Annotated in this window: 21 protein-coding genes; 14 read left to right on the forward strand and 7 right to left on the reverse strand. The window is 39.3% G+C overall.

Annotated features, from left to right (window positions below; translation table 11 throughout):
- Positions 1 to 392: 392 nt before the first annotated feature.
- Genes AC27JP_RS14110 through AC27JP_RS14120 form a run of 3 tightly spaced genes read left to right on the forward strand, consistent with a single transcriptional unit; the run spans position 393 to position 3,589 of the window.
- Positions 393 to 665 (forward strand): OadG family transporter subunit, encoded by a 273-nt coding sequence (locus tag AC27JP_RS14110; RefSeq protein WP_487116155.1) that lies wholly within the window; start codon positions 393 to 395, stop codon positions 663 to 665.
- Between the two features lie 9 nt (positions 666 to 674).
- Positions 675 to 2,453: a sodium-extruding oxaloacetate decarboxylase subunit alpha gene (gene oadA / locus AC27JP_RS14115; protein ID WP_487116157.1), complete on the forward strand. Its 1,779-nt coding sequence runs from the start codon at positions 675 to 677 to the stop codon at positions 2,451 to 2,453.
- Between the two features lie 8 nt (positions 2,454 to 2,461).
- Positions 2,462 to 3,589, forward strand: a complete 1,128-nt coding sequence (locus tag AC27JP_RS14120) for a sodium ion-translocating decarboxylase subunit beta (protein WP_487116159.1) — start codon at positions 2,462 to 2,464, stop codon at positions 3,587 to 3,589.
- 81 nt (positions 3,590 to 3,670) lie between these two features.
- Here the strand turns inward: AC27JP_RS14120 and AC27JP_RS14125 are convergent, their stop codons facing one another.
- The 3 genes from AC27JP_RS14125 to AC27JP_RS14135 form a co-directional block, all read right to left on the reverse strand.
- A complete protein-coding gene (locus AC27JP_RS14125; protein ID WP_487116160.1) occupies positions 3,671 to 4,411 on the reverse strand; it encodes a substrate-binding periplasmic protein in 741 nt (246 codons plus the stop codon).
- A gap of 121 nt (positions 4,412 to 4,532) precedes the next feature.
- Entirely contained in the window at positions 4,533 to 5,186 is a 654-nt protein-coding gene (pdxH, locus tag AC27JP_RS14130; protein WP_487116162.1) for a pyridoxamine 5'-phosphate oxidase, read from the reverse strand.
- 145 nt (positions 5,187 to 5,331) lie between these two features.
- Positions 5,332 to 5,511, reverse strand: coding sequence for a PA3496 family putative envelope integrity protein (locus AC27JP_RS14135; RefSeq protein WP_487116164.1), 180 nt, complete (start codon positions 5,509 to 5,511; stop codon positions 5,332 to 5,334).
- Between the two features lie 320 nt (positions 5,512 to 5,831).
- Here AC27JP_RS14135 and AC27JP_RS14140 point away from each other — a divergent pair, with 320 nt between their 5' ends.
- Complete coding sequence (locus AC27JP_RS14140) at positions 5,832 to 8,069, forward strand: tRNA(Met) cytidine acetyltransferase TmcA (protein ID WP_487116166.1); 2,238 nt, start codon at positions 5,832 to 5,834, stop codon at positions 8,067 to 8,069.
- A gap of 23 nt (positions 8,070 to 8,092) precedes the next feature.
- Here AC27JP_RS14140 and AC27JP_RS14145 read toward each other — a convergent pair whose 3' ends face one another.
- Both AC27JP_RS14145 and AC27JP_RS14150 read right to left on the reverse strand, forming a co-directional pair.
- Positions 8,093 to 8,314, reverse strand: coding sequence for a hypothetical protein (locus tag AC27JP_RS14145; RefSeq protein ID WP_487116168.1), 222 nt, complete (start codon positions 8,312 to 8,314; stop codon positions 8,093 to 8,095).
- A 4-nt stretch (positions 8,315 to 8,318) separates the two neighbouring features.
- Positions 8,319 to 8,498, reverse strand: coding sequence for a hypothetical protein (locus AC27JP_RS14150; RefSeq protein WP_487116170.1), 180 nt, complete (start codon positions 8,496 to 8,498; stop codon positions 8,319 to 8,321).
- A 156-nt stretch (positions 8,499 to 8,654) separates the two neighbouring features.
- Between AC27JP_RS14150 and AC27JP_RS14155 the strand changes: the two genes are divergently transcribed.
- Together AC27JP_RS14155 and AC27JP_RS14160 are read left to right on the forward strand one after the other, a co-directional pair.
- Positions 8,655 to 9,536 carry an ABC transporter ATP-binding protein gene (locus AC27JP_RS14155; protein WP_487116172.1) on the forward strand — a complete coding sequence of 294 codons (882 nt, stop codon included), beginning with the start codon at positions 8,655 to 8,657 and terminating at the stop codon, positions 9,534 to 9,536.
- Between the two features lie 4 nt (positions 9,537 to 9,540).
- On the forward strand, positions 9,541 to 10,545 hold the full coding sequence (locus AC27JP_RS14160) for an ABC transporter permease (protein ID WP_487116174.1): 1,005 nt from the start codon (positions 9,541 to 9,543) through the stop codon (positions 10,543 to 10,545).
- Here AC27JP_RS14160 and AC27JP_RS14165 read toward each other — a convergent pair.
- Positions 10,542 to 12,650 carry a winged helix-turn-helix domain-containing protein gene (locus tag AC27JP_RS14165; protein WP_487116176.1) on the reverse strand — a complete coding sequence of 703 codons (2,109 nt, stop codon included), beginning with the start codon at positions 12,648 to 12,650 and terminating at the stop codon, positions 10,542 to 10,544. The two genes, AC27JP_RS14160 and AC27JP_RS14165, sit on opposite strands and share 4 nt — an antisense overlap.
- Positions 12,651 to 13,049: 399 nt before the next feature.
- On the opposite strand from AC27JP_RS14165, the gene AC27JP_RS14170 reads away from it, so the two are divergent.
- The 3 genes from AC27JP_RS14170 (at position 13,050) to AC27JP_RS14180 (ending at position 17,804) form a co-directional block, all read left to right on the forward strand.
- Positions 13,050 to 16,100, forward strand: a complete 3,051-nt coding sequence (locus tag AC27JP_RS14170; RefSeq protein ID WP_487116178.1) for a TonB-dependent receptor plug domain-containing protein — start codon at positions 13,050 to 13,052, stop codon at positions 16,098 to 16,100.
- A gap of 67 nt (positions 16,101 to 16,167) precedes the next feature.
- Complete coding sequence (locus AC27JP_RS14175; RefSeq protein WP_487116180.1) at positions 16,168 to 17,289, forward strand: metallophosphoesterase; 1,122 nt, start codon at positions 16,168 to 16,170, stop codon at positions 17,287 to 17,289.
- Between the two features lie 104 nt (positions 17,290 to 17,393).
- Positions 17,394 to 17,804: a YbaN family protein gene (locus AC27JP_RS14180; RefSeq protein ID WP_487116182.1), complete on the forward strand. Its 411-nt coding sequence runs from the start codon at positions 17,394 to 17,396 to the stop codon at positions 17,802 to 17,804.
- A gap of 8 nt (positions 17,805 to 17,812) precedes the next feature.
- On the opposite strand, the gene AC27JP_RS14185 is transcribed toward AC27JP_RS14180, so the two are convergent.
- Positions 17,813 to 18,391, reverse strand: coding sequence for a DUF4202 domain-containing protein (locus AC27JP_RS14185; RefSeq protein WP_487116184.1), 579 nt, complete (start codon positions 18,389 to 18,391; stop codon positions 17,813 to 17,815).
- A gap of 249 nt (positions 18,392 to 18,640) precedes the next feature.
- Here AC27JP_RS14185 and pyrG point away from each other — a divergent pair, with 249 nt between their 5' ends.
- The 5 genes from pyrG to AC27JP_RS14210 all read left to right on the forward strand — a co-directional run bounded on the left by pyrG (position 18,641) and on the right by AC27JP_RS14210 (position 23,044).
- Positions 18,641 to 20,278 carry a CTP synthase gene (gene pyrG / locus AC27JP_RS14190; protein ID WP_487116186.1) on the forward strand — a complete coding sequence of 546 codons (1,638 nt, stop codon included), beginning with the start codon at positions 18,641 to 18,643 and terminating at the stop codon, positions 20,276 to 20,278.
- A gap of 145 nt (positions 20,279 to 20,423) precedes the next feature.
- Positions 20,424 to 21,722 carry a phosphopyruvate hydratase gene (eno, locus tag AC27JP_RS14195; protein ID WP_487116188.1) on the forward strand — a complete coding sequence of 433 codons (1,299 nt, stop codon included), beginning with the start codon at positions 20,424 to 20,426 and terminating at the stop codon, positions 21,720 to 21,722.
- Positions 21,723 to 21,972: 250 nt separating this feature from the next.
- Positions 21,973 to 22,320 carry a DUF5329 family protein gene (locus AC27JP_RS14200; protein WP_487116190.1) on the forward strand — a complete coding sequence of 116 codons (348 nt, stop codon included), beginning with the start codon at positions 21,973 to 21,975 and terminating at the stop codon, positions 22,318 to 22,320.
- A gap of 15 nt (positions 22,321 to 22,335) precedes the next feature.
- On the forward strand, positions 22,336 to 22,740 hold the full coding sequence (locus AC27JP_RS14205; RefSeq protein ID WP_487116192.1) for a hypothetical protein: 405 nt from the start codon (positions 22,336 to 22,338) through the stop codon (positions 22,738 to 22,740).
- A gap of 97 nt (positions 22,741 to 22,837) precedes the next feature.
- Positions 22,838 to 23,044, forward strand: coding sequence for a membrane lipoprotein lipid attachment site-containing protein (locus AC27JP_RS14210; protein WP_487116194.1), 207 nt, complete (start codon positions 22,838 to 22,840; stop codon positions 23,042 to 23,044).
- The last annotated feature ends 86 nt before the right edge of the window (positions 23,045 to 23,130 follow it).

The following is a 23,130-nucleotide window of genomic DNA, read 5'->3' on the forward strand; positions in this document are numbered from 1 at the left end:
GGGTGATTATTTACAGTTTGCTACTTTATTACATGGTGGCGTGGTAATTTTCCCTTCTTTATTTGCATTATTCTGTGTTCGATGTGGCTAATATGTCGATTTATCATACGAACATAATTGACTATCTGGTTAAGTTATTAAATATTGGATATTGTATATTTTTTGTTGTTTTCGTTTTCTAATACCCGTTATTCATGACTTTGATATTGTATACAATGTTGTTGATATACTCTTTTGCATGGAATAATTTCTAAATAGCATTAAATTTAGCTGTTTTTTCGTACGATTTGATCTTGACATTACTTTTTTTAATCAATTTGTAAAATTTTGTTTGCTTTTTACATATTGGAGTGATTATTCTAATTATATAAAAATTGCTTGAGAGTAAAAAAATGGAAAATCTTCAACAGTTATTTATTGAAGCGGGTACCTTGATGTTAGCCGGAATGGTTTTTGTCTTTGCCTTTTTAGGTTTGCTGATCATATTTATCAATATGGTTTTAGTAAGGTTAGCAAAAAAATATCCCGATGCCGTTGTTGAAAATAAAACTCAAAGTAAAAAGAACAATAAAAAACAAGACGGTAAAGGCGTTTCACCGGCCGTTGTCGCAGCAATATCTTCAGCTGTTACTCAATATCGTCAACAACACTCTGTACAGAAATAGGACATGATCATGACCAAGCCCCTAGGAATTACCGAAGTCGTATTACGCGACGGCCATCAATCATTGCTCGCCACACGTTTGCGTTTGGAGGACATGTTACCCATTGCAGCAAAGATGGATGATATCGGCTATTGGTCAATTGAATCTTGGGGTGGGGCAACATTTGATTCTTGTATTCGCTATTTAGGTGAAGATCCTTGGGAACGTATTCGTGCCCTTAAAAAAGCCATGCCTAAAACCAAGCAACAAATGTTATTCCGTGGTCAAAATATTTTAGGTTACCGTCATTATGCTGATGATGTGGTAGAAAAATTTGTTGAGCGTGCTCATGTTAATGGTATTGATGTTTTTAGAATTTTTGATGCCATGAATGATGTTCGTAATTTACAAACATCAATTAAAGCGGCGGTTAAAGTTGGTGCACATGCTCAAGGAACCTTAAGTTATACCGAAAGCCCAGTGCATACCCTTGAGGGTTGGTTAACTATGGCTAAGCAACTTGAAGACATGGGGGCGCATTCTTTATGTATAAAAGATATGGCCGGTTTGCTAAAGCCTTACGATGCTGCAGAATTGGTGAGCCGTTTGAAAGAGACAGTGGCATTGCCGATTGCAATGCATTGTCATGCCACCACTGGCTTAAGCGTTGCAACACATATGAAAGCCATTGATGCCGATATTGACGTTATTGATACCGCTATTTCTTCAATGAGTATGACTTACGGTCATTCTCCGACTGAAACCATAGTTTCTATTGTTGAAGGTACCCAACGTGACACTGGCTTAGATATGGTTAAGTTGGCGGAAGTTGCCGCTTATTTTAGAGGTGTTCGTGAAAAATATGCTCAGTTTGAAGGTAGCTTACGTGGTATTGATGCACGTATTTTATTAGCACAAGTACCTGGTGGCATGTTAACTAACATGGAAAGCCAGCTTAAAGAGCAATGTGCAGCGGATAAGCTTGATGAAGTACTAAAAGAAATTCCAAAAGTAAGAAAAGATCTTGGTTATATTCCATTAGTGACACCTACTTCGCAAATTGTCGGTACGCAGGCCGTACTCAATGTATTAACGGGGGAGCGCTATAAATCAATAACGAAAGAAACTGCAGGTGTATTGAAAGGCGAATATGGCACGACCGCTGATGCGGTGAATCCTGAATTACAAGCTCGTGTGCTAGACGGTACTGAAGCAATTACTTGTCGACCCGCAGACATGCTAGATCCAGAAATGGATAAGCTTTTAGTTGAATTGCAACAGCTCGCCGATGACAAAAATATCATGTTGGCAGAAGACACCATTGATGACGTATTAACTTATGCGTTGTTCCCACAAATAGGGTTGAAATTTTTAGAAAATCGTAATAATCCTGATGCTTTTGAACCTGCTCCGACTAAAGCGTCTGCCAGCAGCTCGGTTGCCAATGCTCCTGTTGTCAGTTCATCAAATACCGGCCCTGAAAGTTATGCGGTAAGTGTTGACGGTAAAGTTTACGATGTTGTTGTCGCGCCAGGTGGCTCAATAGAAAATATTCAAGTAGCTGCTAATGCACCTGCAGCCGCTAGTTCATCAAGCGGGGAGCCTTTAAAAGCACCTCTGGCAGGTAATATTTTTAAAGTGCTAGTGAATGAAGGCGACCTAGTTGAAGAGGGAGACGTTGTGATCATTATGGAAGCAATGAAAATGGAAACTGAAATTCGCGCATCAAAAGCCGGTGAAATAGCGGTTATTCACACCAGAGAGGGCGATTCAGTTGCTGTTGGTGATAGCTTGTTGGACTTAGCGTAGGATAACCCATGGAATCATTAAACGTATTATGGATGTCGACAGGCTTAGCAAACTTTGAGTTAGGCCAAGTCATCATGATGTTAGTGGGTTGTGGCTTGTTGTATTTAGCTATTGCTCGAAACTTTGAGCCTTTATTGTTAGTCCCTATGGGTTTTGGTGCTATTTTAACCAATATCCCTGTTGCAGGGTTTTCAGAGGTAGGTGGCTTACTTCATTATATTTATTATGCTGGTATCGATACGGGGATATTCCCACTATTGATCTTTATGGGTGTTGGCGCCATGACGGATTTTGGCGCTTTGATCGCCAATCCAAAAACCTTGTTATTAGGTGCTGCCGCACAGTTTGGCATCTTCGCAACCTTGTTTGGTGCAATAGCGTTAAACTATGTTGGCCTAGATTTTTCTATGAAGGATGCTTCTGCTATCGCTATTATTGGCGGTGCAGATGGCCCAACGGCGATATTCTTAGCATCTAAACTCGCACCAGATCTACTTGGCGCAATAGCGGTTGCTGCATATTCTTATATGGCACTCGTGCCAATTATTCAACCGCCAATTATGCGCGCTTTAACAACTGAAGATGAACGCAAAATTGAAATGGCGCAATTACGTCATGTCACGCGTGTTGAGAAAATTATATTCCCATTAGGGGTGTTACTAATGACGATATTCTTTTTACCCGCGGCAACACCGTTAGTTGGTATGTTCTGTTTAGGTAATTTGATGCGTGAATGTGGCGTGGTTGACCGTTTAAGCTCTACCGCACAAAACGAGTTGATTAATATTGTTACTATCTTCCTTGGCTTAGGTGTTGGCTCTAAGCTAAGTGCAGAACAATTTTTAAATACGAAAACCCTAGGGATTTTGGCATTAGGTGCCGTGGCATTCTCTATTGGTACGGCAGCAGGCGTGTTAATGGCAAAATTAATGAATAAACTTTCGAAAGAACAAGTTAACCCGTTAATTGGTGCCGCAGGTGTCTCCGCAGTACCTATGGCAGCGCGCGTTGCCAATAAGGTTGGCTTAGAGGCAAATCCGCATAACTTCCTTTTGATGCATGCCATGGGGCCAAATGTCGCGGGTGTATTAGGCTCAGCGGTTGCTGCTGGTATTTTACTAGCGTTAGTGGGCTAACTTTAGCGGATAGATGCTATTATGCAATCATAAAATAAAGGGAGCAATTGCTCCCTTTATTTTTTACTTATCACGAAAGCGCTACTCTGCAATATTAACAATGCCGGTGTTTGGCAGGTTACGATGGTGATTTATCTGTGGGTTATTTAAGTCGATACTGACTTTGCGTAATAGTTCATCAAGCTGAAGTTTTAACGTTAGGCCCTTAGCACTGTTTGCCACCGCCATACTGGCAGGAATTACGCCAAATTTTTGATAGCGTATATTGCTTACTTGCAGGCGTTTAATGGTGCTCATCATTGCCACACGCTCAAAAGTGGCCAGCTCAAGCCGTCCTTTTGCTAGCATTTTAACTAGCTGGTCTAAATTGGTTACTTCAACAAACTTGGCTCGTGGAATATCAAGTAATTCTGAGAAAAAGTCGGCATTGCCGATTAAGGTTCCTATGCTTGCATTTGGAATGTTAGCAATATCAATGTGCTTGCTTTTTTGTGAAAAAATATCAACATGAGCGGCAATATTCCAATTTAAATCTTGTGCATAGCGGTAAAATTCTTCAGTTTCTAGCCGCTGAGGTGTTAACCCAATTAAGTCCAGCTGATGGTTTTTTAAGGCGAGCTTTGCGCGACCATAAGTCATTATTTTAATATTGAATTTAAAATTCGAAATTTTTTCAATTGCGCGCAACATGTTAATAACATGTCCTTGGCCGCTTTCATTTATCATTGGCGGAAAGGGTTCAAAGCCAACGTTGATGTTTTTTGCAAACAGTGGTGACGTGCAAATTAACGCAGCCAAGCAACTAATAGCTAATAACTTCACTATTTTACCTAGATTATTATAGACGGAGTCAAGATAACATGCGGCTAGATAGATGCCAATGCTGCATCTATCTCGCTAAGTTTTGTTGAGTTAAAATATCAAGGGTATTGACGACGGTAAGTTACGGGTGCAACTTAAAATGTTGCCAATCGTTATTATTTTTTTCAAAGCAAACTCGATCATGAAGACGGTTAGCTCGACCTTGCCAGAACTCAATGTAGTGCGGTTTTACTCGCCAACCACCCCAAAACTCTGGTAATGGTACTTCCTTACCGGCAAACTTTTTAGTGTAGTATTCAACACGGCTAGCTAACTCATTTTCTGATTGTATTTTATCACTTTGCCTTGATGCCCAAGCGCCAATTTGGCTGCCTCGATCTCGGCTATGAAAGTACATCGCCGATTGTTCAGCACTGACTTTTTCGACGCAACCTTCTATTCGAACTTGGCGCTGTAAAACATTCCAGTGGAATAACAACGCAACTTTATCATTTTCATCCAACTCATGACTTTTTCGACTAGCGTAATTGGTATAAAAAACAAAACCATCGGTGTTGAATTCTTTTAGTAACACCATACGAGAGCTTGGTTGTCCGTCAGTGCTTACACTGCTGACTGATACGGCTTCTGGGAGTAAAATACCTGACTTATTAGCATCTTCGAACCAGACCTTGAATAAGGAGTAGGGCTCTGCATTGTTATCAATTTCGGGTAGAGCTAGGGCGACGCCTTGGCCAAAGGTTAGCAAGCAGCGCAGTTTTTCAAATAACGTCATATCAAGGATGGATAAGCTTAAGTAATTGTTTTTGCCATGATATCAGTTTTTTGCAAAAAACGAATCGTTGTACTCAAAAATGCCTAGATAAATTAGCTATATTGAATACTTATATTGTGCTTTGCCTGCGCATTGGTTGGCTTGTTTAAATATCCCAATCATCAGAGTCGTCTAATAGTTCTTTTAAGCGTTTTTTCTCTAAAAGATCATCGATACGCTTTCTGACTTCGGAATTATGTGTTGCCTTTTCTCCTTTAGGCAAGTCTTTATCATAATTCTCTTGGTCTACAGACGGGGTAATATCATTTGTTAATTCATCGTTCATTCTTAATACCTACGGCTTTTACAGCAATGCTGTAATTACAATAAATAGTGGCTTACGCTAATCATGCCTCAACTTTTTACGTTTGAATATCTCAAATAGCAGTAACTCATAATCATAATGAATAATGCTAACTTTCATAAATTGAACATAGGCAACTCAGGCAGAATTTTCAACTAAATAATTTTTCATTTCAACAAAAAAGTCGCCTAAAAAAACTAAATGATTATTTTCTATTCGGATTTATCACTGATGGAGATATTTAGCTTTTGTATGTGCTCTGATAGACTTATCGTTGAAATTCTTTAAGGTTAGTTACATTGATGTCGAACGACGAATTTTCTTCTTGGTATAGTCAATTACAACAACACGCGGTACAAAATCGTTGGCGAAACCTTGTGGTTTTAGCGGGTGAAAGTGATTGGATAAATCAACGGCTCAAAGTGGTGTTTTCTGCTCATGACTCTTGGTTAAAGGCGAAAAATTCAGCGCCAGTCTGCGGGCTCAGCTACCAGGGGAAATCTTCAGTATTAGTGGCTCAAAACCTCATTACGGTTAGCCGTAAAACTTATGGCCAGTACTTAGGCACTGAGCAACAAGTGGTTATCTTTCCTATCAGTCAATGTGAAGGAGGTCATGAAATTGCGAGCGACTTCGATGTTGACGCTTTTGCTGCGCTTTCAGGCACTATAATTTCCGGTGGTGTATTGGTTCTGACTATTGTGACTAACGCTGAAGTAGAACTGCCACAATTTGATTGCTTTTTACAACGCTTTTGGCAATTACTTAATGCCGGTAATAGTTATATTGTTAGACAAAATGATCAGCCATCATCTTTAATACCAATGCAGAATGTTGTTCAAGCCGACGTAGTAAAGGATAAGTTCGATATAGGCAATAATGCAGGTGATATTGCACAAGATAGTAACTTACCAGCCCTGCGGTCACTACGATATGGTGGTATAACTCAAGAACAAGTGCTTGCCGTTGAAGCAAGTTTAAAAGTGCTATACGGGCATCGCAATCGTCCGTTAGTATTGACTGCCGACAGGGGGCGTGGAAAGTCTTCAGCACTAGCTCTTGCTGCATGTGAAATGCTACTTAATGCTAAACAAAAATTGAAAATAGTGCTAACAGCGTCTAGTCGTGATGGTGTCAATATTTTTTTTAGTCATGTCGCGAGTCATTTACCCGGAGCAATTTTATCTGCTAACGCTATTGCTCATGACAATGGCGAGATAGTGTTTTTGCCGATTGACAGCATTTTAAAAGACCGTCCTGTTGCAAATATTGTCATGGTGGATGAGGCCGCGGCGTTTCCAATTTATCTTTTACATGAGCTATTAAAGCAATATCATCGCCTTGTTTTTGCCTCTACCGTGCATGGCTACGAAGGTGCTGGGCGGGGCTTTAGTATTAAGTTTCGTTTAATTTTAAATAAGTTGAGGCCGCAGTGGCGTGAATTGCATATTCATGAACCGATTCGTTGGGCTGCGGATGATCCACTAGAGGCGTTTGTTTTTTCTAGTTGCCTGCTCAATGCTAGCTTACCTAAATATCCTGAAAATAGTGTTAGCAATGAGCAATTACAAGCTTGTCGAGTTTTACAACTTAGTGCTAATCAGTTGTTGGCAGATGAAGCACTGTTGCAACAGGTGTTTGCGGTATTAGTTACCGCACACTATCAAACCTCGCCGAGTGATGTGAAGTTACTACTCGATAACCCTGCCATCTCGTTATTTGTACTTATGCATGATCAAGAGATTATTGGCGTTGCTATGCTCATTTGCGAAGGACAAATTGATGGTGAGCTTGCTGAGCTGGTGCGCGATGGTAAGCGTCGACTACCTGATCAATTTTTACCACAATCGTTGCTGACCCACTGTGGTATCAAAGATAGCTTTGAATATAGCTACCAACGAGTGATGCGTATTGCGATACACCCACAATTTCAAGGGCAAGGGCTTGGGCAATATTTTCTCACTAACATTGAGAAACAGCTTAGTGTTCTAGGTAGCGATTTCATAGGTTCAAGCTTTGCGGGTAATGCGACTTTACTCAGCTTCTGGCAACAAAGTGACTTTTCACTGGCGCGTATTGGCTTTAATAAAGACAAAGCCAGTGGCGAGCATTCATGCTTAGTGCTTAAACCATTAAGCGGTAATGCGATTATAAAACAACAAGAAATATCTCAGCGTTTTTATCAGCAATTTGACTACTGGCTAACAGATGAGCTTAAAGAGTTGCCGGCGAAATTGGTTTGGCAAGTACTACACCACAGGACTTTTTCGCAAACCAACTCGTTTGAACTTAGCCGTGAGCATCAACAAGCGGTCGAAGATTTTATCAGTGGCCAACGACAATTTAGTAGCTGTGTTTATGGTTTGCATCATTGGCTATTACGCCATTGCGTAAATGACTTTAATACCGAGGTATTACCGCTGATTACGCGAATTTTTCAAAAGCACAGTATTGAACTGGTTTGTGCGAGTTTTGGTTTTACTGGCAAAAAGGCACTTAACCAGCATTTGATTAATACTATTGCTAAGTACCAAATTTAGTTTAGCGTCTCACTAAAACTTGGCTAAGCGATTTGGTAGCGCCATAGCCAATAGTTTTTCATTTTGTAATAACTACAATGGCGATCGGCTAGTTGGTCAAAGTCATCATGTTGCATAACCGCGTTAACCCCTAAGCATATTTTGGCCAATAATTGTTTATTTGATGAATGACTGTAGCTGTTAATAAAGCTTTCTAACCAGGCTTCTAAATAACTTATGTCAGCAATAGGTAATTCAGTGGTCATTGTGTTACTCCATAATACTCAGATTTAAAAGTGACAGCCATAAGGTTTTACGAGCGTTATTATCTAAGCATTTGCACTCGTTACCGGCGAGTGCGCCGGAGCTGATTAAATGCGCCAGTAAAGCCGTGGGTATTTCAACACGTGAGGTGTTATTGCAGCCTTCATTTACTTGTTTAATGCCCATATTTATCTCCTGTTATCACTTAGCTGTTTAAACAATAATAGAATTTTTTATTTAATGCAAATGATAATTATTATCATTTGTAAAATATTGTCTTTATTGTATTAATATTTTTTCTTAGCCGCTAAAATGATACGCAGAAGTTTATTGAGGTGTGCTATGCAAGAAGTTATTCGGGTGGAAAATCTCACCAAGAGTTATAAAGATGTTGTTGCGGTTGACCATATTGATTTTTCGATTAAGAAAGGTGTTTGCTTTGGCTTACTTGGCCCTAATGGTGCAGGTAAAACCACCACAATAGAAATAATGGAAGGCATTATTAAAGCGACGAAAGGCCAAGTTTTTTATTACGACAAGCCCGTTGATGAATCTATGTCACAACAAATAGGTATTCAATTTCAGCATACCGCTTTGCAAGACTTTTTAACGGTGAAAGAAACCTTAGATTTATTTACTTCTTTCTACGAAAATACGGTGCCACATCGAGAGTTAATTGAACTATGTGACTTAAGTGAGTTTTTAGATCGTGACAATCGTTTGCTTTCAGGCGGGCAGCGCCAACGACTATTGTTGGCATTAGCACTGATCAATGATCCTGATATTGTTTTTCTTGATGAGCCAACCACTGGCTTAGATCCACAAGCGAGAAGAAACTTTTGGCAGCTGATCAAAAATATTAAAGCACGCGATAAAACGGTAGTACTGACCACACACTATATGGATGAAGCACAACAACTTTGTGATGATGTGTTGATTATGGATCACGGTAAAGTAATCGAGCGTGGTACGCCGAGAGAATTGTTGTCGAAGCATTTCGATGAAGTTTTTATTTACTTACCCGCAGAACAAGTGCCCAGTGAACTGTGTCAGCAATCGAATTGGCAAATTCACCATCAGCAAGTTGAAATAACTACCACAGATGTCGAAGCAACCATAGCGTTATTGCTGGCTAAAAACGTGTCGTTGTCGGGCTTGCATGTAAAATCACCGAATTTAGATGATTTATTTTTAAAACTCACCGGCCATTCTTTAAGGGATTAATCAGATGAATTTTTCACGTTTTTTTGCTGTTGTTAAAGCCCGAAATATTGAATTTTTTCGCGATCGTTCATCACTAGGCTGGAATTTATTTTTTCCAGTATTGCTATTAGTTGGCTTGTCGTTCGTGTTTTCTGGCGATGGTCGAGCGGTATACAAGGTTGGAGTAATGAACCTAGCTCAAAGCCAGTCAAGTTTTTTAGAGACCAAGTTTATCGGCTTTATCGATTACCAAGAAATAGCACCAGCGAAAGTGAAACTTGAGCAACACAGTATTGATTTATTAGTTGATTTTAATGCTCAACAATACTGGGTTAATCAAGGGGCGCCGAATAGCTATTTGGTAGAAAAAATATTCTTAAATGATCATAGCAATTTTCAGCGTATTGAAACGCAAGGCCGCAAAATACGTTATGTTGATTGGGTGCTGCCGGGCATTTTGGGCATGAACATGATGTTCAGTTGCTTATTTGGTGTTGGCTACGTTATTGTTCGCTACCGTAAAAATGCGGTATTAAAACGCTTAAAAGCGACACCATTATCGGCCTTAGAATTTGTTTCTGCGCAGTTAGTATCGCGTTTATTTATTGTCATGTTTATGTCATCAGTAGTTTATATTGGCTGTAACCTATTTTTTGATTTCTACATGTTAGGCAGCTATTTTGACTTATTTATTATTGCCATACTAGGCGCCTTTAGTTTGATCACCTTAGGTTTGCTAGTGGCAAGTCGCAGTAAAAGTGAAGAGCTTATCGGTGGCTTACTAAATTTAAGCTCTTGGCCGATGATGTTGCTATCGGGGGTGTGGTTTAGCTTAGAAGGTGCACCTAATGCCGTGAAAGTATTTGCCGACTTTTTGCCGCTAACGCATTTAGTGGCTGGCGCTCGTAAAATTATTACTGAAGGGGCAACACTGGCTGATATTAGCCATCACGTATCAATTCTTGTAGTGATGAGCATAGTGTTTTTAACTTTAGGTGCTTATTTGTTCAGCTGGAATACCGAGCGTTAGTGTAATAACGGATGTTTAATTGACTTTATATCAGCTTGCGGTGAATCTGCCATAGTAAAAATGATCTCATTCGTTGCCGCGACTTTACTCATGGTGGTATTTGAATCGAGCAAGTTTTTAGGGATTTTGATTAACGGCACGCTTTTTTGTTGCGAGAAGTCATAAAAAGCAATGATATAGTGTTTATTATCTCGTTGGCGATAGTAAACACCTTGCTCTGTGTACTCCCAAGAATAAGTGACTTTAAATTCTTTACTACTGATCTTTAGTAATGGTTGAGCATTGCTGTAGGGGCCAGCGAGCTCTTTTTGCCATAATCCTTTTTGTTCTTGCGTATAAATCAGTGTTGTTGGTGATGTCATAACACCGTAGCGACTACCATTAGATGTGATGCGAGTACTAATGCCTGTTTCAATGTCGATCTTATGTAAATCTACGTATTCACTTTCATAAACAGCAGATATTATAGCATCGTCGTGCCAACTCCATGTTGGCCTATTATGGGCTTGGTGTTGACTTGGTACAATGGATAAGATTTTACTGGCTAGGTCATAAATGTAGATTTTATCGGTTTTATCGTCTTCTACTGGTGCTAGAAATGCGATTTTATCGCCTTTATTTGACCAACGAGGATAGCGAATGGCTTGCTCTAAGAACGTAAGCTGTTGCCGGTTTTGGCCATCAACATCACTAAGCCAAAGCTCATAAAAGCCTGACTCATTTGAAACATACGCAACCTTATTACTCTTTGGCGAATATTGTGGGTATTGATGACTGAATTTTGATTGTAATATTGGATAAGGTGTTGCCGCCACGTCACGATTGAGAGAAAGGCTGGCTAAGTGATAATTCTCAGTTCGTTGTTGATAAAATAGTTCTCCGCTTTGTTTTGCAAATGCAGGATAGCTAAAACCATCTAATTGCAAATTGATACTCTCTTTTGAATCTAGGTCTATAATATAGCCACGTCTAATATCAGCACGCTGAGCGCCGTAAACGAGCTTTTCTCCACTTGGGTGCCAAGCTAAACCAACAATATCCTCTTCACCAAAGGTTAATTGTGTTGTTTTGAGTGTGTTGAGGTTAACTAGAAAAATATTCTCATTAAAGCGATTCACGCGGCGAGTAACGGCTATATTTTCGCCATCAGGGGAAAAGCTAAAGTCTCTATCTTTATAGCCACAATTTGTACTACAGGAAAAGCGCACAGGTTGACTACGGTCGTCTGTTAAATCGATAAAATATATACCACTGTCGTCAGCAGGTGGTTGATAACCATGAAATGCTAAGGTTTTGTCATCAGGGGAAATGTCTAAATAATAATAGCCACCACTTTCAGGGCAGTTGGTAATAACCTTTTCTTGGTGAGTTTGCACCTTTAATTGAATAACTTGGCAGGTTTTATCACGACGATTCTTTCGAGAAAAATAAAGAAAGTTACCATCGTTACTCCAAATCGAGTGTCCTACATAGGCTGAGCCGAATGTAAGTTGCTGTGGCGGCAATTGCGGATTGTTTCTATCTTTTAAGTACAAATTGCCATTTGCTTGATTATTAAGCCATTGGAAAACTATTTTTCTGCCATCAGGCGAAGGGGAAGTAAATAATTCAACACCAGGGTATTTGGTAATTTGCGTTACTGTACTTGTTTTTAGTGACGATTTGCTATGTTGTGTTGTAAAAAAGATCAATGCTGAGATGACTAAAATTACTAGTAGACTGTAATAATTTATCTTTTCATGAGGTTTTTTGGCTAGTGTTGCTTGTTTATTGTTATCTATTTGCACCGGTGAAATCAATAACCGGTAACCGACCTTTCGAATGGTTTCGATGATTTCTTTTTCTTCATCTGCATCTTTTAAGTGCTGGCGCAGGTGCCAAATCGCATTTGTTAAGGCTTTTTCACCAACATAGTCATTACCAGCCCATACCTCATTAATTAACTCATCGCGTGGCACGATACGAGGAAATTCAGCGGCTAAATAACATAGCACTTCAATAAACTTAGGTTGGATAGTTTGCTTCGGCTGACCGTCAAATTTAATGGCATATTCAATAGGAATAATTTGGCAATTTCCAACCATGAATGCTTGATTAAATTTCATAAATATCTATATGCAGCCTTAAATTATGTCGTTAACTGATTATATGAACAGACGTGGTATTCATCATAGCGAGTTCAATGGTGTCATTCAATGGAATTAATTGTTGAACTATTAGATTTTAAAATTACCAATAATTTATATGTTAAGTCAATAATGAGTTTTCTATTAAAGTATTGAAATATAGATATATTAATGTAAATAGATATTAAATAGATATAGAAACGAGCGCTAGAAGATTGTAGTTACTCCTTTGAGTAGATAAAAAAAACTTGCACCACATAAAGTTGATTGGCCTTTGTTTACATTTAAATGAACGATTGTTGGTTTAATTGCATCGGCTAAACACACCACTCAACTAACAATAATTATAATAAATTTTATAAAATAGTCGGAGAGAACATGAAAATGTCTAGGATAACAATAGCGGTAAAATCCGCTATTATCAGCTCGGCGGTAGCTCTATCGGGTCATGCTTTTGCTCAAGAGTTAGAGCAAATTGCGCCTCCTCAAACAAACACTAGTGCAGCATCGGAGAATATAAAAGAAGACACCACTGAGAAAATTACTGTCACAGGCTCAAGGTTGCGTCGAGATAGCTTTAGCGTTGCAACGCCATTAGCAACTATGAACCGAGAAGCCATTGAAGATACCGGCATAGGTTCGTTGTCTGATATTCTTATCAATGAATTGCCGCAAATCTCTGAAGGTAGTAGTAATAGTAATTCGCAATCAAGTGTGCAAAATACTGGCCTATCGACCATTGATTTACGGGAATTAGGCACGAATCGTACATTGACTCTGATTGATGGTCGTCGCGTCGTATCAAATTCATATTCAGGTAACTATGTTAGCTTATCGACAATTCCGTCAGGTATGGTTGATAGAGTTGAAGTTATAACTGGTGGTGCTTCTGCGGCGTATGGCTCTGATGCTATTGCCGGTGTTGTGAATATTATTACTAAACAATCTTCAGAAGGCTTTTCGTTTAAAGCCCGCGGAGGCGAATCTGATGAAGGTGGTGCAAAAGAGATTGGTATCGATGTTGATTACGGTACTGAGTTCGCCGGCGGTGATGGTTTTGTCTATTTCGCATCGAGTTATGACAAAGAGTATGGTTTAAAGTTTTCTGATCGAAAACGCGCTCAGCAGCAAGACTCTTGGGATTATGATAATGATTTAATGTGTAATGTCATGCAAACTGAAGATGGTGATCAATGTATGCGCGACATTACCCAAGCTGACTGGCGTAGTTTAAGTGACTCCATTCCTGGTGGTGTTTTTGACGAGTCTTCAAGTACTAAGCCAGATTCTGGTTTTTGGTATGATCAAAATGGATTACGTAGTGATTGGCATGAAGAAAAATACGGTATCAATACGAACCAATTTGTGATGCTTCATGTTCCAGATGAAAAGGCATCGGCCGCTATTAAGGTTGATTATGATCTAAATGATGACCTTATGTTCTACGGGCAAATACAATACAGCTATAACCGTTCTATTAATGATAAAGCACCTGAAAGTGAAGATGAGTGTGATTTAATTGTCACGCATGACACTGCAACGGGTGAGTTTGGCGAAGACTGTATTGGCAGAATTCCAACCAATAACCCGTTTATGCCAGATGAAATTCGTGATGATGCAAGCTCGAAAGGCGTGAAGTGGGATCGTAATTTTGCCGAAGTTGGCAATATTATTACTGATAATACTCGAAGAACTATTCGCTCTTGGGCTGGTTTAACCGGCACAATATTTGATGGTGAATGGGATTGGGACTTATCGGTCGGTTTTGGTAAATTTGAACAACAACAAAGGCGCTTTAATGAGCTTTATGTTGCGAATGTTCGCAACGCTTTAAACGTGGAAGATGATGGTAATGGTGGCTATCAATGTGTTGATGCCGATGCCCGAGCTGATGGTTGTGTGCCAGTAAATTTATTTGGCGAAGGGGCTATTTCTCCTGAAGCGGCTGATTATATTCGTGCTAACCCTGGCATTAATACAGATATAGAGCAAGTGAATGTTCTTGGCTACATCGCTGGCGACCTCTTTGAAATGCCTGCGGGTTCGGTTGCAAGTGTTTTTGGTTTTGAGTATCGAAAAGATTCACAAGAGGTCAGTACCAACGTGCCTGAAGGTGGTGTTACCTTTAATTATGTTCCGGACTTTGAAGGTGATATCAGTGTCGCTGAAGTGTTTGCTGAAGCGGCTTTCCCGTTATTAAAAGATGCTGCTGGCGCAAAGAATTTAACCGCGGAAGTATCAATGCGCTTAGCAGAATATGACCTAGACAATATTGATTTAGTTGAAAGTTATAAAGCAGGTATCGTTTGGGAACCTATTGAAGGTTATGCACTTCGTGCTAATTGGGCAAAAGCACAACGCGCCCCGACCGTAACAGAAGCCTTGTCACCACCACGTGGCGATTATGATTCATTCGATGATATTTGTGACGGTGTTACGGCAACATCTGTAGGTCGAGCGGATGACAATTGTCGTAAAGACGCTGGTATTGCTGCAGCAATTGCTGCTGATGGCGTCTTTGAAGATGACAATAATGGTTATTCGCCAAATGTTGGTAATAAAGATCTATTTGAGGAAACGGCTGAAACCGTGACTTTAGGTATTACCTTAGCACCATCATTTATCGAAGGTTTTCGGGCTGCGGTAGACTACTATGATATTTCAATTGAAGATGCCATTACCTCATTTGGTAATGAAGATATTATAGAGTTCTGCTATGACTCTTCGTTGGAATATGGTGAGTCGAATCCGTTTTGTAGTGATGTTAGTCGTGACCCAGATGGGCAGATCACAGGTGTAATGCAACGGTTATACAACCAAGATGAAATTTCCACAAGTGGTTATGATGTGGCGATGGAGTATAGTCTAGATCTCAATGACTACGGTACTTTAAAATTTAAAGCCGATTGGACACATGTGTTGAAGTATGAAGAAACCAAGACTTCACCAGACGGCAAATTTACTACAGATTTTACTGGCTCATTATCGGCAGATGTGTTTGAAGATAAAGCGAGTGCATCAGCGACTTGGTATAAAGATAACTGGCGTATTCGTTGGAGTATGAAATACAAAAGTGGTGTGATTTCAAGTAAATCTCGCTATGACGAGTTTTATGCCCCGCTCGATGAAAATGGCAAAGGCGGCATTATTCCAGAATACGAAGCGTCATGTGCTGCCGACGCAAGTGCCTGTGTAGATAATCCTGAAACCCCTTACAAGTTATTCTTACCTTCGTATGTACGTAATGACGTTTCTGTATCCTATAACATGGAATTGGAACAAGGTAGTGAATTGCGCTTATTTGGTGGTGTGAACAATATTTTTGATAATAACGGTTCATTTATCTTAGGTGGTAAAGGTAATTACGATAGTAATTACGGCGGTGGTAAAGGCCGCTTCTTTTATGCGGGTGCTGAAATTAGTTTCTAGCCCATTGATCGGTAATTAACGACACATGGACGTGTGGTTTCCTCTATAGCTTTAATTTTGGTGTTTTATGATGTTGGTTAAACAAAAGGTTTGGCTGGTTGGTCTGTGTTTGTTGTTTGCATTGGGCGGGTTACTTTTAGTCAATAAATTTAAGGGTATTCACCCGTTAACAAAGCGAGAAATTAGTGACGGCCCTTATATTAAACGGCTAGAAACTGATATTTTAGCTTCGTGGTTTTGCGATAGTGAATTGTTCGAAAAGCAATTTGCTAATGTTTCACTGCCACTCGCCGTGCCTAACTGCAACTACAATGTGGTGATTGATCGTTTAAATTTTAACGAGCAAGAACTGCTTGAATATTCAGGTGAATTTGATGTCGTTGCAAGCAGCGATTTTCACGGTCAGTACCAGATATTAATTGATCTTCTGACCAATAACGGTGTGATTGATAAAGAAGGTCACTGGCAATTTAAAAATGGACATTTTGTTATTACTGGCGATGTTTTTGACCGAGGGGATAAAGTAACTGAAATTCTTTGGTTTTTATATCGACTTGAGCAAGAAGCAAATCAAGCGGGTGGGAAAGTGCATTTGCTTTTGGGGAATCATGAGGTGATGGTACTTAATGGCGATTTACGTTATTTGCATTCTAAATATGTTGCCGTTGCAGAATTAGCAAATGTCCCTTTTGAACAGCTATATGCGAAAGGTACTGTTTTAGGGGATTGGCTAAGAGCAAAACCGGTACTGGTAAAAATTAATAACATGCTATTTACTCATGGTGGCTTTCATCCCGATCTTGCCAAAGAAAAGCGTAGTTTATCGGAGATTAATCGAGTATTTAAAACCAACTTAGTAAAAGCGGAATTAGCCTCGCCCCGAGCAGACTTTGCTGAGTATTTACATAAGCGTAATGGCCCTATTTGGTATCGAGGTTATTTTAAAGATAATGGTGCCAGTAGCGCTGAAATTGATTTATTGCTAACACATTTTGATGTTGAGCATTTAATCGTTGGGCATACGTCTCAAAAACAAATCGAGACTCGACATCAAAGGCGAGTTATTGCGATTGATTCAAGCATCAAAAATGGCCAATCAGGAGAATTGCTTTTTGTATCTGGTGCTGAAAAATGGCGCGGTAGCATGTCGGGCGAAAAGAGACCTTTATTAATAAATGCCTCGCAATAGGGGCTGTGTTAGATGAATCACTTTGCTAGAATAGTTATCTAATGATTTTCTTGCCTACAAAGGCAATAAAAAGTGAATTAATATAGCTAAAGCGCAGAGGGATTATGCTGTTAAAAATAACGGGGATATTGTTTGTTGGTTTAGCCTTTATTGGCGCGTTTTTACCTTTATTACCAACAACGCCTTTTTTATTAGTTGCGGCAGCATGTTTTGCTAAATCTTCACCGCGCCTACATAAAATGCTGTTAGCTAATAAAGTGTTCGGGCCGATGATTTATCACTGGGAACAGTCCCGAAGTATTCCAAAAAGAGCCAAAGTCATCGCTTTAACGTCAATTGTTATTGCGACACTTTGGTCTTGTTATATTTTGCCATCACTATGGTTAAAAGTGTTGGTGGTGGCGTTAGTGGCTTGGCCATTTGTATTTTTATGGCGCTTACCACTTTCAGATGGCAATGCAGAAATAGCCGCAATTGAAGCGCCCGAACAAACTAAACCAGAAGAAAATAAGTAACTCTGGTTTTAAGCTAACGCTTTAGCAACCAGTTGCGCTAGATGTGGCGGTAAGGTTAGTGATAGCGCAATTTCTTGGCCCTGTGCTGACATTTTACGCCAAGTTAACTGTACAATTCTGATGATTTTTTCTTCAGTATGCTTGGCGGAAAACTCATCAAAGTAATATTGTAAGAATACTAAACACGCAACATCTTCCAATGTTTGACTATCGTTATTTGATTTTAACCTTTCTTTACGAATAATTGCTGCGGTAGTTTCTGCTGCCTCTTCACTGTAGCCATGTTCTAACATAAGCGCTTTGGCTGTGGCGGCATGAAAAATACCAAGTTCTCTACGCCAAGTTAGGTAACCTTGTTTACCAAGGGCATAGTCAGCTCGCTTTAAGTGCCAACGTTTAACATGCTGTGCCCGTACCGCGATTTGCAAATGTTCATTTGCATCAGGCCAATATTGTTCAAGGCAAGTGGACATATATTGCCCATACAATAACTCTTTTGGGTGGCTAATACCGTCAACAACTGTGGTATTGATATCGTCTTTATTGATGTTGTCGATGGCGTCTAAAACATTTTGCAATTGAGTCATAGTATTTATTTATTGTTTGTGAAAGAAAATTAAAAAGCCAGTTTACCCCGTTTTTAAATAGTTACAATAATACTTTACGGCAAATATAGGCTATTTTAATTAAAATATGTGCAACTAGATGTCTTGATCATATTGTCGTGAACATGGCTTTTCGGTATAATGCTTTCCCGTCCTACTAAATTCATTTGTTTGCCAAAAATCAAATCAATTTAGTGCAAAATTTCTGTTTTTCCTGACTCTGGGTATCGCATGACAACTAGATATATTTTTGTTACTGGCGGCGTTGTATCGTCTCTTGGTAAAGGTATTGCTGCAGCTTCACTAGCGGCAATTCTCGAAGCACGTGGTTTAAAAGTTACCATGTTAAAACTTGACCCATATATTAATGTTGACCCGGGCACCATGAGCCCAATTCAACATGGTGAAGTTTTTGTTACTGAAGATGGTGCGGAGACAGATCTAGATCTAGGTCATTACGAACGTTTTATTCGTACCAAAATGACTAAGCGCAATAACTTTACTACTGGCCGTATCTATCAAGATATTCTCGCCCGTGAACGTAAAGGTGAATTCTTAGGTGCCACGATTCAGGTTATTCCTCATATTACTAACGACATTAAGCGTCGTGTTATTGAAGGTGCTGAAGGTTACGATGTTGCCATGGTTGAAATTGGTGGCACAGTAGGTGATATCGAATCACAACCTTTCTTAGAAGCAATTCGTCAACTAGGTGTTGAACTAGGTCGTGAACGCGCTATGTTCATGCATTTAACACTAGTACCATATATTGCTGCAGCAGGCGAAATTAAAACCAAGCCAACACAGCATTCAGTGAAAGAGCTACGTTCAATTGGTATTTTCCCAGATATTTTAGTTTGTCGCAGTGAACAAGCTATTCCAGCCAATGAACGTGCTAAAATTTCATTGTTTACCAATGTCGAAGAAAAAGCGGTTGTTTCAATGCGCGATGTTGACTCAATTTATAAAGTGCCAGCCTTACTTAAATCACAAGGTACTGATGAACTAGTGGTTAAGCGCTTTGGCTTAGATGTACCAGAAGCTGATTTAAGCGAATGGGAAAAAGTGCTTTATCAAGAAGCCAACCCAGCGGGTGAAGTGGTTATTGGTATGGTGGGTAAATATACTGAATTACCAGATGCTTATAAATCAGTAAACGAAGCATTAAAACATGCCGGTATTAAAAACCAAGTAAAAGTTAAAATTCAATATGTCGACTCACAAGATGTTGAAGCCAAAGGCGTAGACGTATTAAAAGACTTAGATGCGATACTAGTGCCCGGTGGATTTGGTGAGCGTGGTGTTGAAGGTAAAATTTTAACAGCACAATATGCTCGTGAAAATAAAGTACCTTACTTAGGTATTTGTTTAGGTATGCAAGTGGCATTAATTGACTACGCACGAAATGTTGCTGGCTTAACTGATGCGCACAGCACTGAATTTAACCCTGAAACACCACACCCAGTGGTTGGTTTAATCAATGAATGGTTAGATGAAGAAGGTAAAATTGAATACCGTAATGCCGATTCTGACTTAGGCGGCACTATGCGTTTAGGCTCACAATTGTGTCACATTGTGAAAGGTACCAAAGCGTATGACGTATACGGCAGTGAAACAATTTATGAAAGACACCGTCACCGTTTTGAGGTAAATAATAACTACCGTGAACAATTAGGCAAAGCTGGCTTAGTGTTCTCGGGATTATCTACGGATAAAAGCTTAGTTGAGGTGATTGAAAATCCAGATCATCCTTGGTTTATTGCTGGGCAGTTCCATCCTGAGTTTAATTCAACTCCGCGCGATGGTCACCCACTTTTTGAAGGCTTTATTGCTGCTTCTTTTGAGCATCAAAAACAGCAATCAAGTTAAATCGAACTAATTAAAACCGTAGCTTATTGCTGCGGTTTTGTTTTTAGTCACGCGATGATTTATCGTGACTAAAAGCTCAACAATTTCAAATTTAATTTATCGTTAATAACCTGCCATGCGCAGTTAGTAAGGAATAGGGAACATAATGTCGAATATCAGTAAAATTATCGCTCGCGAAATCATGGATTCTCGCGGTAACCCAACGGTTGAAGCTGACGTATATTTAGAATCAGGTGCATGGGGTCGAGCTGCTGCTCCTTCTGGCGCATCAACCGGTTCTCGTGAAGCACTAGAATTACGTGACGGCGACAAAGCACGTTATTTAGGTAAAGGCGTGTTAAAAGCCGTTGCTGCTGTAAACAATGATATTGCTAACGCGCTTAAAGGCAAAAATGCTTTAGAGCAAGCAAACATTGACCAAATCATGATTGACTTAGACGGTACTGAAAATAAAGAAACTTTCGGTGCTAATGCGATTCTAGCGGTATCTTTAGCAAATGCTAAAGCGGCGGCAATGGAAAAGAAAGTACAATTATTTGAGCACATTGCTGATCTTAACGGCACGCCAGGCCAATACTCGTTACCATTACCTATGATGAACATCATCAATGGCGGTGAACATGCTGACAACAACGTTGATATTCAAGAATTTATGGTACAACCTGTTGGCGCAAAAAGTTTTAAAGAAGCATTGCGTATGGGCGCTGAAATTTTCCACGCCTTGAAAAAAGTATTATCTTCAAAAGGTATGAGCACAGCGGTTGGTGATGAAGGTGGTTTTGCGCCAAACCTAGAGTCAAATGCTGATGCACTAGCAGTAATTAAAGAAGCAACTGCCGCTGCAGGTTACGAACTAGGTAAAGATGTAACATTAGCGCTTGATTGTGCCGCTTCTGAATTCTATAACGCTGATAAAGGTATTTACGACCTTACAGGTGAAGGTAAGCAATTTACAGCCAATGAGTTTTCTGACTTCTTAGCTAGCCTTTGTCAACAATACCCAATTGTTTCAATTGAAGATGGTTTAGATGAGTCAGATTGGGATGGCTTTAAATACCAAACTGATTTAATTGGCGATAAAGTACAAATCGTTGGTGATGACTTGTTTGTGACAAACACGAAAATTTTAGCCCGTGGTATCGAGCAAGGTATTGGTAACTCTATCTTGATCAAATTCAACCAAATTGGTTCATTAACTGAAACCTTAGCAGCGATTAAAATGGCGAAAGATGCAGGCTTTACTGCGGTTATTTCTCATCGCTCAGGTGAAACTGAAGATGCAACCATTGCTGATTTAGCAGTAGGTACGGCAGCCGGCCAAATTAAAACTGGTTCATTATGTCGCTCAGATCGTGTTTCTAAGTACAATCAATTACTACGTATTGAAGAGTATTTAGGTGATAAAGCGGTATTTAATGGTTTGTCTGAAGTGAAAGGCCAGTAATCATAATTTTTTTGCTAATTAAATTCTGCATAAATTACGACAGGGCTTTGGTTATACTCACTAACACTTGTTAGCTGCGTGTAACCGCATTGTTCTTGAACTAATTAGCGACAAGTTTACTGATTACTTAGCAATGATAGAAATTTAAAAGCCACTCAAATGAGTGGCTTTTTTGTTACTACTGACTTGTTGAGTAGGTAATCTAAGTTATGTATATTATTTTGCATTAATGCAATACGGAGTTAATCAGTTGGCCTTTAAAGCAATCACAATTCTACTTTCATTACTTTCTTTTAATGTCTTTGCATCTACACAAGATGAAATTGCTCACCTTTTGAAGTTTGTCGAAACGACCGAATGTAAATATGAACGCAATGGCACTTTGCATACAGGTGCAGAAGCTGTAGAGCATATTAACAACAAATATCAATATTACGCTGATGATATTAAATCGACTGAAGACTTTATTAAGTACTCTGCGACTAAAAGTAAAATGTCAGGTAAATACTATAAAATTCATTGCGCTAATGCAGATGTTGTAAAAAGCCAAGAGTGGCTGCTTACTGAATTGAAAAAATTTCGAATTAAACAGCAATAACGATGGATATATCTCATGTATAAGTATTTACCATTAGCATTGATATTATTGTCATTTTCAAGCTATGCCGACGAAACTGAAGCGTTAACCGTTGATAGAGTTATCTCAAATAATCTGGAGTTAGTTTTTCCTAACGATAAAAATATTAAGCCGAAGGCCAGTGACTTTGAATTGATGAACTATGTTGTCATGAGTAACGACTTAGGTGAACGCTGGGCAGTAATTACTTTAAATAATACTTCCTCTGGTAGCCGAATTCTTGAGCACGAGCATTTAATGGCTTTGTTTGCTGACGGAAAACGTCAAAGTCCGCTAGCATTTAAAATGAGCTTTGAAGGGCAGGAAACACAGTCAATTACTGTTTCATTTGGTGAGAATAAGTTCCCTATTTTGTCGATAAGTACTGACGCTTCACTGTAATAACGGCTTGAGCTGAAATTGAACTTAATGGCGTTTTACCCGTCATATTTAGCGGGCTTAATTATTATTTATTTATCACGTTCACTTAAGGCATATTATGAAAAACATTATATTTTTTGCGTTCGTATTACTTGCATTAACAGCTTGTAGCAATAAGCAACTTTATCAAGTGGGGCAAGACTATCAAAAAAGTGAGTGTATTAAAGAGTCTAGGACTGCACCGCAATATAATGACTGCGTAAGTAGCGATAAAAAGTCGTTTGAAGAATATGAAAAAGAACGTAAAGAAATCGCGAAAAAATAATACTTCTCATATCTTATTGATAGTCGGTTATACCGACATATCTTCATTAAAGCCAAACATTAAGTTTGGCTTTTAATTTAATCGCT

It is taken from the genome of Colwellia sp. SU-HH01172, from assembly GCF_057553355.1.